The sequence below is a fragment of the Methyloversatilis discipulorum genome (assembly GCF_000385375.1).
In the GTDB taxonomy this organism is placed as follows: Bacteria; Pseudomonadota; Gammaproteobacteria; order Burkholderiales; family Rhodocyclaceae; genus Methyloversatilis; species Methyloversatilis discipulorum_A.
This window is the reverse complement of sequence record NZ_ARVV01000001.1, coordinates 3124000-3137199: the sequence shown is the minus strand read 5'-3', so window position 1 is coordinate 3137199 and position 13200 is coordinate 3124000. Positions and strand designations below refer to the sequence as shown.

Below are 13200 nucleotides of genomic sequence, written 5' to 3'. Positions count from 1 at the left end.
GCAGGGCGGCAGAGCCGGCTCGTGTTTCACGGCAGCAGTTCCAGACAGCGCGCGCGGATCAGGCTGGCCTGTCGGGCCGCTCCCGCATCCAGAAGCGCCTTCTCGCAGGCCAGCAACGCGCGGCGCACGCCCGCTTCGTCGGTGGCGTCGCGCAGCAGAGGTTTCAGCGCGTCGGTCTGTCCGCGCAAGGCGCGCTCCACACTTTCGATCAGGTAGAGGCGGGCCAGCGCCAGCGACTTCCGGCCGGCTGAGGCGACTGGCGCCGGTCGCTCGATGTCGAGCAGTCCGAGTTCGATCAGCCTGCTCAACGCGGCCGCCGCCTCCATGTCGCCGCTGGCCGCGCGGCCGAGAGCGGCAAGCAAGCCGGCAAAATCCTGCCGCCCGTCGGCGACGATCAGCACTGCGCGTTCGAGCGGTGTCAGCCGGTGCGCCCGCCGGACCACCTCGGCCCGTCCGGCCGATGTCTTGAAAGCCACGTCCGTGGCCGATATGCGATGAGCGGGGGTGACCATCCCCGACATTGTTCCAGCCCAGTGTGACGCCCATAAAACGGAGCTGGCAAAGCTCTTGCTTTGATGTGTCCCAAGCACTCTGACGAGACGGCACATCATGGGAACGCAGCTCTACAGCATCGGCATCTCCGGACTGAATGCGGCACAGGCCGCACTGGTCACGACCGGTCACAACATTTCGAATGCGGCGACCACCGGGTATACCCGGCAGGAAGTCATCTTCGGTACCAACGATCCGCAGCAGACCGGTGCCGGCTTCTTCGGCCAGGGCGCACGGATCGAGACCGTGCGCCGCATCTACAGCCAGTTCCTGACGGCCCAGGTGATGGAGGCGCGGACGCAGAGCGCCGAGTACAACGCCTACGCCGACCAGATCGGCGCGCTCGACAACCTGCTTGCCGACACCGACGCGGGCATGTCGCCCGCGATGTCCGGCTTCTTCGATGCACTTCAGAGCGTGACCGCCTCACCTACGTCGCTCGCCGCCCGGCAGTCGGTCATTTCGGCCGCACAGGCCATGACCGCGCGCTTCAACGCGCTCGATCTGCGGCTGGACGAGGTCCGTACCGGTCTCAATGGCGAAATCTCGGGCACCGTCGAGGAAATCAATCAGCTCGCCACGCAGATCGCGCGCTACAACAACCAGATTGCCGTGGCAGAGGCGAGCACCGGGCCGACCCGTCTGGCCAACGACATGCTCGACATGCGCGAGCGGCTGATCAGCCAGCTGAACGACCTGGTACGGGTGACCCAACTGCAGCAGAGCGACGGTTCGATCAACCTGTTCATCGGCAACGGTCAGCCCGTGGTCGTTGGTGGCAGCGCCTTCCAGCTGACCGCCGGACCGTCGGTCGAGGACGCCAGCCGCACCGAAGTCACCTACACCGCGCCCGGCGGCACCGTGCTGCGCATGCAGGAATCCTCGCTCAGCGGTGGCAAGCTCGGCGGCCTGCTGGCCTTCCGCCGCGAAACGCTGGACGAGGCACAGAATGCGCTCGGCCGGGTCGCCATCGGCATGGCGGAGCAGTTCAACGCGCAACACCTGCTCGGTCAGGACCTGAACGGGGCGCTGGGAACAGCCTTCTTCAATACGCTGTCTGGCAGCGCGCTGCCGGCAAGCACCAACAGCACGGTCGCGGCGGCCCAGGTCAACGTGACGATCAATGATTCGTCTGAACTGACCACCAGCGACTACCGTCTGCGCTACGACGGCGCCAACTACACGCTCACCCGCCTGTCCGACAACGTAAGCTGGACCGCGGCGACGCTGGGTGGTCTGCCGCCCGCCGGCAGCCCGCAGGGCTTCACGCTGGATTCGGGCGCCACGACGCTGGCCGCCGGCGACAGCTTCCTGATCCAGCCGACGCGCAACGGCGCGTCGGACATCCGCACGCTGCTGTCGGACCCGCGCATGCTGGCGGTGGCGATGCCGATCAGCACCGCGGCCAGCCTGACAAACGCCGGCACCGGCGCCATCAGTGCCGGTACCGTCACCTCGACCACCGGCCTGCCGCTGGGTGGCCCGATCACGCTGACCTTCGACGCCGCGACCAATGTGTTCAACGTGACCGGCGGGCCGGGCGGCACCATCGCCTACAACCCGGCCACCGATTCGGCCGGCGCCAGTTTCACTTTTGCCGGCCAGGGCGGCTTCACCTTCCAGCTGTCGGGAATTCCGCGCGACGGTGACACCTTCACCATACAGGCCAATGCCAGCGGTCAGGGCGACAACCGCAACCTGCTGGCACTGGCCGCGCTGCAGGACGCGGACACGCTGGCCGGCGGCACCACCGGTTTTCAGGGTGCCTATGCGCAGATGGTTGCCGAGATCGGTTCGCAGGCACGCGAAATCCAGGTGAACCAGAAGGCACAGGACGTGCTGCTGTCGCGTGTCACCGAGTCGCAGCAGTCACTGTCGGGCGTCAATCTCGATGAAGAAGCGGCCAATCTGCTCCGTTATCAACAGGCATACCAGGCGTCCGGCAAGATGATTGAAATCGCCAGTCGGCTGTTCGACACCGTGCTGCAACTGGGCGGCTGAGGAGAGTTGTAATGCGCGTTTCCACCAACACCATCTACGAAACCGGCACCTCGGGCCTCGTGCGTCAGAGCGGCGACCTGTTCAGGCTGCAGCAGCAGTTGTCCACCGGCCGCCGCGTGCTGGCGCCCTCCGACGATCCGGTGGCGTCCGCTCGGGCGCTCGAAGTCGAGCAATCGAAGTCGATGAACGACCAGTTCGCGGTGAACCGCCGCGACGCCAGCAGCGCGCTCGGCTTCGCCGAATCGCAGATCGCCACCGCTGGCGACATCCTGGCAACCATCCGCGAGCGCCTGATCCAGTCACGCAGCGCGACGCTGGCCGATTCCGACCGCAAGGCGATTGCTACCGACATCCGCGCGATGTTCTCCGAAATGATGGGCATCGCGAATTCGCGCGACGCGTTCGGCGACTATCTTTTCAGCGGCTACAAGAGCACGACCCAGCCTTTCTCCGGCAGTGTCGAGGCCGGTGTGAGCTACGCCGGCGACGACGGTCAGCGCGAAGCACAGGTGGGCAGCAATCGCCGCCTGGCGATCAGCGATTCCGGCGCCAACGTGTTCATGCGCGTGCCCTCCGGCAACGGCAACTTCTCGCTGACGCCTGACCCGGCAAACCGCGGCACCGCAGTGCTCGACGCCGGCAGTGTCACTGACATGAGCGCGTGGAACGATCCGGCCAATTCGGGCGACTTCGAGGTCGTATTCGCGGTGTCCGGCGGCGTGACCACCTACGACATCATCGACAACGCGAGCGGCAATTCGCTGCTGACCGGTGCCGCGCCCGGCGGCGCGCCGCTGCCGCGGACCTTCCTGCCGGGCGACGTGATCAACTTGCGCTCGAACGGCGGTTCCGAGCCGCCCTTCAACTTCGGCGCCCGCTTCTCGATGACCGGCGCCCCCGCCGATGGCGATCGCGTGTCGATGCAGATCAGCACGTCGCAGAGCGTGTTCGAAACCATCGGTGACGTGATTCTCGCGCTCGAACAGCCGGCCTCCGGCGACGCGAACGCGCTGGCCAAGGTGAGCAATGCGATCGGCTCGGCCATTTCCAACATCGATCGGTCGACCGACAACCTGCTGACCACGCGAGCGCGCATCGGCGCTCGCAGCTCCGAGCTGGCGGCGCTCGATTCGCTGGGTGAAGAGGTGAATCTGCAGTTCGAGTCCTCGCTGTCCAACCTGCGCGACCTGAACTACACCGAGGCACTGAGCAAGCTCACGCAGCAGCAGGCATATCTGCAGGCGGCTCAGCAGTCCTTCCTGAAGGTGTCCGGCCTGTCGCTGTTCAACTTCATCGGAGCCTGATCATGACGGCACGCCTGTCCGCAGCCTTGCTTGCCGCCATGCTGGCGGCGGCCTGTTCGTCGCTCGATCGCTCGCTGCCGAGTGCGACCAGTTCCGTCATTCCGGACACCAAGCTGCGCTTGACGCCGGGCTACACGACGACGCCGGAAAAGCTCATCTACTTCGCCGGCGCTGCCTATCTCGCCTACGTCGTGCTCGATCCGATGGCGCCGAACTGGACCATCGAGGAGGCGCAGCTGTCCGAGGACACCTACTACCTCGGCATGAAGAAGATGCGCACGCGGCCGGGCGGCGAGGGTGAGGCGCGCATGGTGTTCCGCCGGCGTGCCGAGCAGCTGGCGCGCGCCGGCGGCTATGCCGGCTACGACATCGTCAGCTACAGCGAGGGCATTCAGTCCGATCTGGTCGCGCAGCGCGTCGGCGAAGGGGTGATTCAGCTGCGCCACGGCACGCGCTGAATCGCCGCCGGCCGCGCTGCCGGCTGCGGTACACTTCGCCCGATGCCGCTCCCCTACTGGCGACTGTCCGCCTATTACCTCTTCTACTTCGCCTTCGTCGGCGCTTTTTCCCCTTACTTCGGGCTCTACCTGTCCTCGATCGGCTTCTCCGCCGCCGACATCGCCATCGTCATGTCGCTGATGCAGGTGATGCGCATCGTCGCACCCGGCATGTGGGGCTGGCTGGCGGATCGCATCGGCGCGCGCACACCCATCATCCGTGGTGCGGGTGCGGCGAGTCTGGCCGGTTTCCTCATCTTCTTCAGCACCGAACAGTTCGTCGGCGTGTTCGTCGCGATGGCGCTGATGTCCTTCTTCTGGAGCGCGTCGCTGCCGCTGGTCGAGGCGCTGACGCTGGAGCATCTGAAATCCAAGGTGGCGCGCTACGGCGCGATCCGGGTCTGGGGCTCGATCGGCTTCGTCATCACCGTGCTTGCGCTGGGCGAAATGCTGGACCGCACCGGCCTGCGTGCCGTGCTGTGGGCCTGCAGCCTGATACTGGGCGGCATCTGCCTGTTCGCCTTCAGCCTGCCGGAGGCGCCGGAACACGCCGACCGTCCGCGCGCCACCGAGGGCCTGCGCGACATCCTGCGTCGCCGCCCGGTGGCCGGCCTGTTCGGCGCCGCCTTCTTCATGAGCTGTGCGCACGGTGCGCTGTACGTCTTCTATTCGATCCATCTTGACGAGCATGGCTACAGCAAGAGCCTGATCGGCGCGCTGTGGACGCTGGGCGTGCTGGCCGAGATCGCCGTCTTCCTGTGGATGCCCTCGCTGATGCGCCGCTTCGCGCTGCGCGCCATGCTGCTGGCGGCACTGGCCGCCGCCGTGCTGCGCTTCGCGATGATAGGTTGGCTGGTCGACTCTCTTCCCTGGCTGCTGGCGGCCCAGCTGCTGCATGGTCTGACCTTCGGCGCCTTCCACGCCAGTTCGGTGGCGGCGCTGAACCAGTGGTTCGACGCCCGCCAGCAGGGGCGGGCGCAGGCGCTTTACGGCAGCGTGTCCTTCGGCGCCGGCGGCATGGTCGGCGGGCTGATCAGTGGCTGGATGTGGGCGCCGCTTGGCGGCGGCTGGGCCTTCGTGCTCAGTTCGGTGTTCGCGCTGGCTGGATGTCTGCTGCTGGCGCGCATGTGGCCGCCGGGTGAAGTGGTCCGCAGCGGCTGATCGCTGCCGGCTGGATGCTGCGCCGCAAGGTTATAATCCCTGGTTTCGCTGATCAGCCGGAATCGTTGCAATGGCGCAAACGCTTTACGACAAGCTGTGGTCCAGTCACGTGGTGCATACCGAGGATGACGGTACCGCACTGCTCTACATCGACCGTCACCTGGTACATGAAGTCACCAGCCCGCAGGCCTTCGAAGGTCTGCGACTGGCCAATCGCAAGCCCTGGCGCGTCGATTCCATCGTCGCCACCGCCGACCACAATGTGCCGACCGACCGCTCGGAGCAGGGCATTGCCGACCCGATTTCGCGTGCCCAGGTCGAAACGCTGGACGACAACATCCGCGCCTTCGGCGCCTTGGCCTATTTCCCCTTCCGTGACAAGCGCCAGGGCATCGTGCATGTGATCGGCCCGGAGAACGGCGCCACGCTGCCCGGAATGACCGTCGTTTGCGGCGATTCGCACACCTCGACCCATGGCGCCTTCGGCTGTCTGGCGCACGGCATCGGCACCTCCGAAGTCGAGCACGTGATGGCGACGCAGTGCCTGCTGCAGAAGAAGTCGAAGTCCATGCTCATCCGCGTCGAAGGCGAACTGGGCAAGGGCGTCAGCGCCAAGGACATCGCGCTTTACTTCATCGGCGTCATCGGCACCGCCGGTGGCACCGGCTACGCGATCGAATTCGGCGGTTCGGCCATCCGCGGCCTGTCGATGGAAGGCCGCATGACGCTGTGCAATATGGCGATCGAGGGCGGTGCCCGCGCCGGCATGGTGGCGGTCGACGACACCACGATCGACTACCTGCGCGGCCGGCCGTTCTCGCCGCGCGCCGAACAGTGGGACCGCGCGGTGGAGTACTGGCGCACGCTGAAGTCGGACGAGGGCGCGCAGTTCGACCGCGTGGTCGATATCGACGCGCGCAAGATCCTGCCGCAGGTGACCTGGGGCACTTCGCCCGAAATGGTGACCGACGTGCGCGGCCAGGTGCCGGCGCCCGAGGATTTCGCCGATCCGGTCAAGCGTGAGGGCGTGGCCCGTGCGCTGCAGTACATGGGCCTCACGCCGCGTACGCCGATAGCCCAGATCCGCATCGACAAGGTGTTCATCGGCTCCTGTACCAATTCGCGCATCGAGGATCTGCGCGCCGCGGCGCGCGTGGTCGAGGGCCGCCGCGTGGCCGACAACGTGAAGCTGGCGCTGGTGGTGCCGGGTTCCGGTCTGGTCAAGGCGCAGGCCGAGGCGGAAGGGTTGGACAAGGTGTTCAAGGCGGCCGGTTTCGAATGGCGCGAGCCGGGCTGTTCGATGTGCCTGGCGATGAATGCCGACCGGCTGGAGCCGGGCGAGCGTTGCGCGTCGACCTCGAACCGCAATTTCGAAGGCCGCCAGGGTGCCGGCGGGCGCACCCATCTGGTCAGCCCGCAGATGGCGGCGGCTGCGGCGATCGCCGGTCGTTTCGCCGACGTCCGTGAAATTGTCTGAATGACTGTCTGATCGAGGAAAAGCAGAACATGAAGCTGATTGCCGTGATCCTGAGCGCGATGACCCTGATGCTGGCCGGCTGCAACACCGTCGAAGGCATCGGCAAGGACATCAAGAAGGGTGGCGAGGCCATCGAGAAGTCCGCGAAGTAAGCGGCGAACCAAGGACAGTCATGAAAGCATTCACCGTACTTGACGGCCTGGTCGCGCCGCTGGACCGCGCCAACGTCGATACCGACGCCATCATTCCGAAGCAGTACCTGAAGTCGATCAAGCGTTCGGGCTTCGGCCCGACGCTGTTCGACGAATGGCGCTATCTCGACGTCGGCCAGCCGGGTCAGGACCACTCGAAGCGTCCGCTGAATCCGGACTTCGTACTGAACCAGCCGCGCTTCCAGGGTGCCAGCGTGCTGCTGGTGCGCGAGAACTTCGGCTGCGGTTCGTCGCGCGAGCACGCGCCGTGGGCGATCGAGGACTACGGTTTCCGCGCCATCATCGGCACCACCTTCGCCGACATCTTCTACAGCAACTGCTTCAAGAACGGCCTGCTGCCCATCCGCCTGCCGGAGAAGGAAGTCGAACAGCTGTTCCTGCAGTGCGCCGGTACGCCGGGCTACCGCCTGCACATCGACCTCGACAAGCAGGTGGTGGTACGCCCGGACGGCCACGCCATCAAGTTCGACGTCGATGCTTTCCGCAAGTACTGCCTGATCAACGGTTTCGATGACATCGGCCTGACCCTGCGCCAGGCCGACAAGATCCGCGAGTTCGAAGCGCGTCGCCGCATCGAACAGCCCTGGCTGTTTGCCTGACCCCTACTGGAGCAATCCGTGAAAGTCTGTGTTCTCGCCGGCGACGGCATCGGTCCCGAAATCACCGCCGAAGCGCTGCGCGTGCTGGAGGCCCTGCGCAGTGACGGCCTGAAGATCGAATTCGAGCACGCGCTGCTCGGCGGCGGTGCGGTTGACGCCACCGGCGACCCCTATCCGGAAGCCACCTCGAAGCTGGCACGCGAAGCCGACGCCATCCTGCTCGGCGCAGTCGGCGGCCCGAAGTGGGACGCGCTTCCGCGCGAGCAGCGCCCGGAACGCGGTCTGCTGCGCATCCGCGCCGAACTGGGTGTGTTCGCCAACCTGCGTCCGGCCATCCTCTACCCGGAACTGGCCAATGCCTCGTCGCTGAAGCCGGAAATCGTGTCCGGCCTCGACATCCTGATCGTGCGCGAACTGACCGGCGACATCTATTTCGGCCAGCCGCGCGGCATCGAGGTGCGCAACACCCAGTGGGGCGAGCAGCGCGTGGGCTGGAACACCATGATCTACGCTGAAGAGGAGATTCGCCGCATCGGCCGTGTCGCCTTCGAGGCCGCCCGCAAGCGTGGCAAGAAGCTCTGCTCGGTCGACAAGATGAACGTGCTCGAGTGCACCCAGCTGTGGCGCGAGGTCATCACCGACATGGCCAAGGACTATCCGGACGTCGAGCTGAGCCACATGCTGGTCGACAACGCCGCGATGCAGCTGGTGAAGGCGCCCAAGCAGTTCGACGTGGTGGTGACCGGAAACATGTTCGGCGACATCCTGTCGGACGAAGCCTCGATGCTCACCGGCTCGATCGGCATGCTGCCGTCGGCCTCGCTGGACGCCAACAACAAGGGTCTGTACGAGCCCAGCCACGGCTCGGCGCCAGACATCGCCGGCAAGGGCGTGGCCAATCCGCTGGCCACCATCCTGTCGGCGGCGATGATGCTGCGCTACAGCTTCGGCAACGAAGCCGCGGCCGTGCGCATCGAGAATGCGGTACGCAAGGTGCTGGCCCAGGGCTACCGCACCGGCGACATCTTCGAACCGGGCACGACCCGGGTCGGAACGAAGCAGATGGGCGACGCGGTACTCGCGGCCCTGTAACGGACGGACAAGGAAACGGACATGTTGAAGCTCGGTATGGTGGGTTGGCGCGGCATGGTGGGCTCGGTGCTCATGCAGCGCATGCGCGAGGAAAACGATTTCGCACTGGTCGAACCGGTGTTCTTCACGACCTCCAGCGTCGGCGCTGCCGGCCCGGACGTGGGGCAGGGCAGCGCGCCGCTGCTGGATGCGACCGACGTCGCCCAGCTGGCGAAGATGGACGCCATCATCACCTGCCAGGGCGGCGACTACACCAACGAGGTGTATCCGAAGCTGCGCGCCGCCGGCTGGAAGGGCTACTGGATCGACGCCGCCTCCGCCCTGCGCATGAAGGACGACGCCATCATCATCCTCGACCCGGTCAACATGGGCGTAATCAAGGACGGTCTGGCGCGCGGCGTGAAGGACTACATCGGCGGCAACTGCACGGTCAGCCTGATGCTGATGGGCGTCGGCGCGCTGTTCTCGGCCGGTCTGGTCGAGTGGATGAGCGCCATGACCTACCAGGCGGCGTCGGGCGCGGGTGCGCAGAACATGCGCGAACTGCTGAGCCAGATGGGCACCTTGCACAACGTGGCGGCACCGATGCTGAAGGACAACGCGTCGGCCATTCTCGACATCGATCGCGCGGTGACCGACAGCCTGCGCAGCGCGGACTTCCCGAAGGCGAACTTCGGTGTTCCGCTGGCCGGCTCGCTGATCCCCTATATCGACAAGGAACTGGACAGCGGCCAGAGCAAGGAAGAGTGGAAGGGCCAGGCCGAAACCAACAAGATCCTCGGCCGCAGCGGCGCCGAGCTCACGCCGATCGACGGCATCTGTGTCCGTGTTGGCGCGATGCGCTGCCATTCGCAGGCGCTCACCATCAAGTTGAAGCGCAATGTGCCGTTGGACGAGATCGAAAGCATGATCCGCGAAGCCAACGCCTGGGTGAAGTTCGTGCCCAACCATCGCGAGGACAGCATGCGCGACCTGACGCCGGCAGCGGTCAGCGGTTCGCTGACCATTCCGGTCGGTCGCGTACGCAAGCTCAACATGGGGCCGGACTATCTCGGTGCCTTCACCTGCGGCGACCAGCTGCTGTGGGGGGCGGCGGAACCGCTGCGCCGCATGCTGCGTATCCTGGTCGAAGCCTGATGTAGCACCCGACACGCTGCTTCACCGCAAGCAGCGTGTCGTAACAGACAGTTTCGCAACATAAAGCGACTGTTTAGCTTGCAGGGCTAAGACCATGATGTTATTTTGAGATTTGGGTTTTAGCGCGCGAGGAAAACGCGGTGCGTCATAGCGATAAAAAACATTCGATCCGCCTGCTGACCGCGCTGCTGTCGGCGTTGCCGCTGTCCGTCGGGGCAGCCGGTCTCGGCAAACTCACCGTCCAGTCTGCAATCGGCCAGCCGCTGCGCGCCGAAGTCGAACTCGCCGCCACCGCAGACGAACTTTCCTCGATGTCCGCCAAACTCGCCTCGCCGAGCGCCTTCAAGCAGGCCGGCGTCGAGTTTGCGTCCAGCCTCGCCGGTGTCCGGATCGCCGTCGACAAGCGCGGCAGCCGGCCGGTGCTGGTGGTGACCAGCGACCGCGTGGTCAACGAGCCCTACCTCGACATGCTGATCGAGTTGAACTGGGCTTCCGGTCGACTCGTCCGCGAATACACCTTCCTGCTTGATCCGGCCGACATGCCGCGCCCGGCGCCGGTCGAACCGGTGGCCGTACCGGGCAGCAGCGCTCCACGGGCGGTTGCTGCCGCGCCGGCCGCTGCACCGGCTCGCGCACCGGCGGCGGACGGCACGTATGAAGTGCGCCGTGGCGACACGCTGCGCCGTATCGCCACCGAAAACGCACCGTCCGGCGTCAGTCTCGACCAGATGCTGGTTGCACTGGTGCGCGCCAATCCGGACGCATTCGACGGCGGCAACATGAACCGCCTGCGCGCTGGCCGCATTCTCAGCATTCCCGATCAGTCGGCCGCCGAAGCCGTGTCGCCGCAGGAGGCGCGCAGCATCGTTGCCGCTCAGACCGCAGATTTCGCAGCCTACCGAGCCCGCCTGGCCGGCAGCGTCGCGACCCCGTCGTCGGCCGCCGATGCCGGTGGCCGCAGTTCCGGCGGCAAGATCGAGGCGCGTGTCGAAGACAAGGCGCCGGCCGCTGCTGCCGCCTCCGACCAGGTCCGGGTGTCGAAGTCCGCTGCCGACACCGGCAAGATCAGCGCGCTCGAAGAGGAAGTGATCGCCAAGGATCGTGCGCTGAAGGACGCCAACAGCCGTCTGGCCGACCTCGAGCGCAACGTTCGTGAATTGCAGAAGATGGTGGAGCTGAAGAGCACGCCGATGGCCGAAGCGCAGCAGAAGGCGGCGACGCCGCCTGCGGCAGCGCCCGCACCGGCACCTGCACTTGCACCTGCGCCGGCACCGAAGGCCGAAGAGAAGCCGGTGCCCGACCTGATTGCCGGCGCCGACAGCAAGAAGCCGGAAGCTCCCGCTGAGAAGGCGGAGGACAAGCCTGTTCCCGACCTGATCGCGCTGGCGGACGAGAAGCCCGCCGCCGAGGCGCCGAAGACCGAGCCTGCTCCGACCCCGGCCCCCGCTGCCGAGGCGCCGAAGGAAACGCCGGCCGCACCGCCGGCGGCGACCGACCAAGAACCGGAAGCGGCTATAGAGGAACCGGGCTTGCTGTCCGATCCGGGTACGCTCGCCGGCCTGGGTGGCATTCTCGTGCTGCTGCTCGGCTATCTCGGCTACCGCAAGTACAAGGCCAAGGCGCCCGCGCCCGATGTGTCGCCGCCGTCGACCACGGCCGGCATGGAAGCGGTGCCAGCGTCGACCTCCATCATCGGCGCGACCGGCGGTGGCCAGAGCGTCGATACCAGCGCCAGCTCCATCCAGACCGATTTCAGCCAGTCGTCGCTGTCGTCGATCGATGCCGATGAGGGCGTCGACCCGGTTGCCGAGGCCGACGTCTACATGGCCTATGGCCGCGATGCGCAGGCCGAGGAAATCCTGCTCGAAGCGCTGAAGAGTGAGCCCAGCCGGCACGCCATTCACCTGAAGCTGCTCGAGATCTACGCGCAGCGCAAGTCTGTGAAGCAGTTCGAAACGCTGGCTACCGAGCTGTACGCGCAGACCGGCGGCAAGGGCGCCGACTGGGAGAAAGCCGCGCAGATGGGTCGTGCGGTCGATCCGACGAATCCGCTCTATGGCGGTTCGCCGGAAGCCGAGCAGGCCAGCGATGCACAGGCGGCGATGGCCGCCACGGTGGTCGTCGCCGGTGCCGACAAGATGCGCGATACCTGGACTTTGCCGGGCGACATCGGCCAGCTGGTGTCGGGCGACGCGCCGGACGAAAATCAGGCAACCGTAGCACTGGATGCGCCGCCGGTGCTGACCGATCTCGATGTCGACGTGCCGGCATCGCCGGCCGATGCCGGCCTCGACTTCGATCTCGATGTGCCGCCGGCGGAGCCGGCAGCGCCGCCGCCGACCGTCGGCGTGGCGACCACGCTGACCAAGCCGGGCGAGGAATCCGAAGGCGAATCCTCGCTGGACTTCGATCTCGGCCTCGACTTCACGGCGGACAAGCCGGAAGGCGAAGACGTGAGCACGCTGGTGCTGGAGAAGAACGTCGCCGACACCGCAGAGACGCTGGCCCAGCAGGATGCGCCCGCCTTCGATCTCGATCTGTCCCTGCCGAGCGAACCGGCGGCAGAGGGGAGTGAGGACGCTGCAGCGGTGGTCGATCTCGAACGCACCGACATCGGCAACCTGATCGATTTCAACTTCGACGCGGCCGACGCGCCGGTTCCGGCGCAGCCTGCCGAGCCGGTGATCGACCTGTCGGACATCAATCTCGACCTCGGCTCCGACCCCTCTACGCTCGCGACCGACGTGGTGGGCGATGCCGGCAAGGCCTTGGCCGAAGCGGCGCCGCCGGCCGACGAGCTGCCGCCGTCGGCGGTGTCGACGGTGATCAATCCGGAAGACATGCTGGGCGGCGAGGAGCCGCCGCAGACCGCGGCCGAGGAAGCGGAAACCAAGCTAGAACTGGCACGCGCCTACGAAGAGATGGGCGACAAGGAAGGTGCGCGCGAATTGCTGCAGGAGGTCGTGCGTGAAGGCACGGCCGAACAGCAGGCGCAGGCTAACGACATGCTCAGCCGTCTCGCCTGATCCGGAGTGCCGGGCCGGGACGCGCTGCGTTCCGCCGGCCTTTCGTCGCGGAAAGCCGGCCTCGCGCCGGCTTTTTCATTTCACGCACGTATGGCGTCGCTCACGCTGATGCGCAGCCGCCGCGGGGCGCGGTATGCTCGGC

Annotated in this window: 11 protein-coding genes; 10 read left to right on the top strand and 1 reads right to left on the bottom strand. The window is 66.4% G+C overall.

The window, feature by feature from the left end; all coding sequences use genetic code 11:
• Nucleotides 1-26 precede the first annotated feature (26 nt).
• Entirely contained in the window at nucleotides 27-476 is a 450-nt protein-coding gene (locus METRZ18153_RS0114700; RefSeq protein ID WP_029143798.1) for a hypothetical protein, read from the bottom strand.
• Nucleotides 477-609: 133 nt separating this feature from the next.
• Here METRZ18153_RS0114700 and flgK point away from each other — a divergent pair, with 133 nt between their 5' ends.
• The 10 genes from flgK to METRZ18153_RS0114650 all read left to right on the top strand — a co-directional run bounded on the left by flgK (nucleotide 610) and on the right by METRZ18153_RS0114650 (nucleotide 13058).
• A complete protein-coding gene (gene flgK, locus METRZ18153_RS0114695) occupies nucleotides 610-2553 on the top strand; it encodes a flagellar hook-associated protein FlgK (protein ID WP_020165444.1) in 1944 nt (647 codons plus the stop codon).
• Between the two features lie 11 nt (nucleotides 2554-2564).
• Nucleotides 2565-3857 carry a flagellar hook-associated protein FlgL gene (flgL, locus tag METRZ18153_RS0114690; protein ID WP_020165443.1) on the top strand — a complete coding sequence of 431 codons (1293 nt, stop codon included), beginning with the start codon at nucleotides 2565-2567 and terminating at the stop codon, nucleotides 3855-3857.
• Between the two features lie 2 nt (nucleotides 3858-3859).
• Nucleotides 3860-4315 carry a hypothetical protein gene (locus METRZ18153_RS0114685; protein WP_020165442.1) on the top strand — a complete coding sequence of 152 codons (456 nt, stop codon included), beginning with the start codon at nucleotides 3860-3862 and terminating at the stop codon, nucleotides 4313-4315.
• Between the two features lie 42 nt (nucleotides 4316-4357).
• Nucleotides 4358-5515, top strand: coding sequence for an MFS transporter (locus tag METRZ18153_RS0114680; RefSeq protein ID WP_020165441.1), 1158 nt, complete (start codon nucleotides 4358-4360; stop codon nucleotides 5513-5515).
• Nucleotides 5516-5585: 70 nt separating this feature from the next.
• On the top strand, nucleotides 5586-6992 hold the full coding sequence (leuC, locus tag METRZ18153_RS0114675; RefSeq protein ID WP_020165440.1) for a 3-isopropylmalate dehydratase large subunit: 1407 nt from the start codon (nucleotides 5586-5588) through the stop codon (nucleotides 6990-6992).
• Between the two features lie 29 nt (nucleotides 6993-7021).
• Complete coding sequence (locus METRZ18153_RS0114670; RefSeq protein ID WP_019917319.1) at nucleotides 7022-7144, top strand: entericidin A/B family lipoprotein; 123 nt, start codon at nucleotides 7022-7024, stop codon at nucleotides 7142-7144.
• Between the two features lie 20 nt (nucleotides 7145-7164).
• Nucleotides 7165-7803: a 3-isopropylmalate dehydratase small subunit gene (gene leuD, locus METRZ18153_RS0114665; protein WP_020165439.1), complete on the top strand. Its 639-nt coding sequence runs from the start codon at nucleotides 7165-7167 to the stop codon at nucleotides 7801-7803.
• A gap of 18 nt (nucleotides 7804-7821) precedes the next feature.
• Entirely contained in the window at nucleotides 7822-8895 is a 1074-nt protein-coding gene (gene leuB, locus METRZ18153_RS0114660; RefSeq protein WP_020165438.1) for a 3-isopropylmalate dehydrogenase, read from the top strand.
• A gap of 21 nt (nucleotides 8896-8916) precedes the next feature.
• A complete protein-coding gene (gene asd / locus METRZ18153_RS0114655; RefSeq protein ID WP_020165437.1) occupies nucleotides 8917-10032 on the top strand; it encodes an aspartate-semialdehyde dehydrogenase in 1116 nt (371 codons plus the stop codon).
• A 140-nt stretch (nucleotides 10033-10172) separates the two neighbouring features.
• Nucleotides 10173-13058 (top strand): FimV/HubP family polar landmark protein, encoded by a 2886-nt coding sequence (locus METRZ18153_RS0114650; RefSeq protein ID WP_020165436.1) that lies wholly within the window; start codon nucleotides 10173-10175, stop codon nucleotides 13056-13058.
• Nucleotides 13059-13200: the final 142 nt, after the last annotated feature.

What these genes read in the sequence shown, in the direction of transcription:
- flgK (WP_020165444.1), top strand. Translation starts at nt 610, where the DNA reads ATGGGAACGCAGCTCTACAGCATCGGCATCTCCGGACTGAATGCGGCA.
- flgL (WP_020165443.1), top strand. Translation starts at nt 2,565, where the DNA reads ATGCGCGTTTCCACCAACACCATCTACGAAACCGGCACCTCGGGCCTC.
- METRZ18153_RS0114685 (WP_020165442.1), top strand. Translation starts at nt 3,860, where the DNA reads ATGACGGCACGCCTGTCCGCAGCCTTGCTTGCCGCCATGCTGGCGGCG.
- METRZ18153_RS0114680 (WP_020165441.1), top strand. Translation starts at nt 4,358, where the DNA reads ATGCCGCTCCCCTACTGGCGACTGTCCGCCTATTACCTCTTCTACTTC.
- leuC (WP_020165440.1), top strand. Translation starts at nt 5,586, where the DNA reads ATGGCGCAAACGCTTTACGACAAGCTGTGGTCCAGTCACGTGGTGCAT.
- METRZ18153_RS0114670 (WP_019917319.1), top strand. Translation starts at nt 7,022, where the DNA reads ATGAAGCTGATTGCCGTGATCCTGAGCGCGATGACCCTGATGCTGGCC.
- leuD (WP_020165439.1), top strand. Translation starts at nt 7,165, where the DNA reads ATGAAAGCATTCACCGTACTTGACGGCCTGGTCGCGCCGCTGGACCGC.
- asd (WP_020165437.1), top strand. Translation starts at nt 8,917, where the DNA reads ATGTTGAAGCTCGGTATGGTGGGTTGGCGCGGCATGGTGGGCTCGGTG.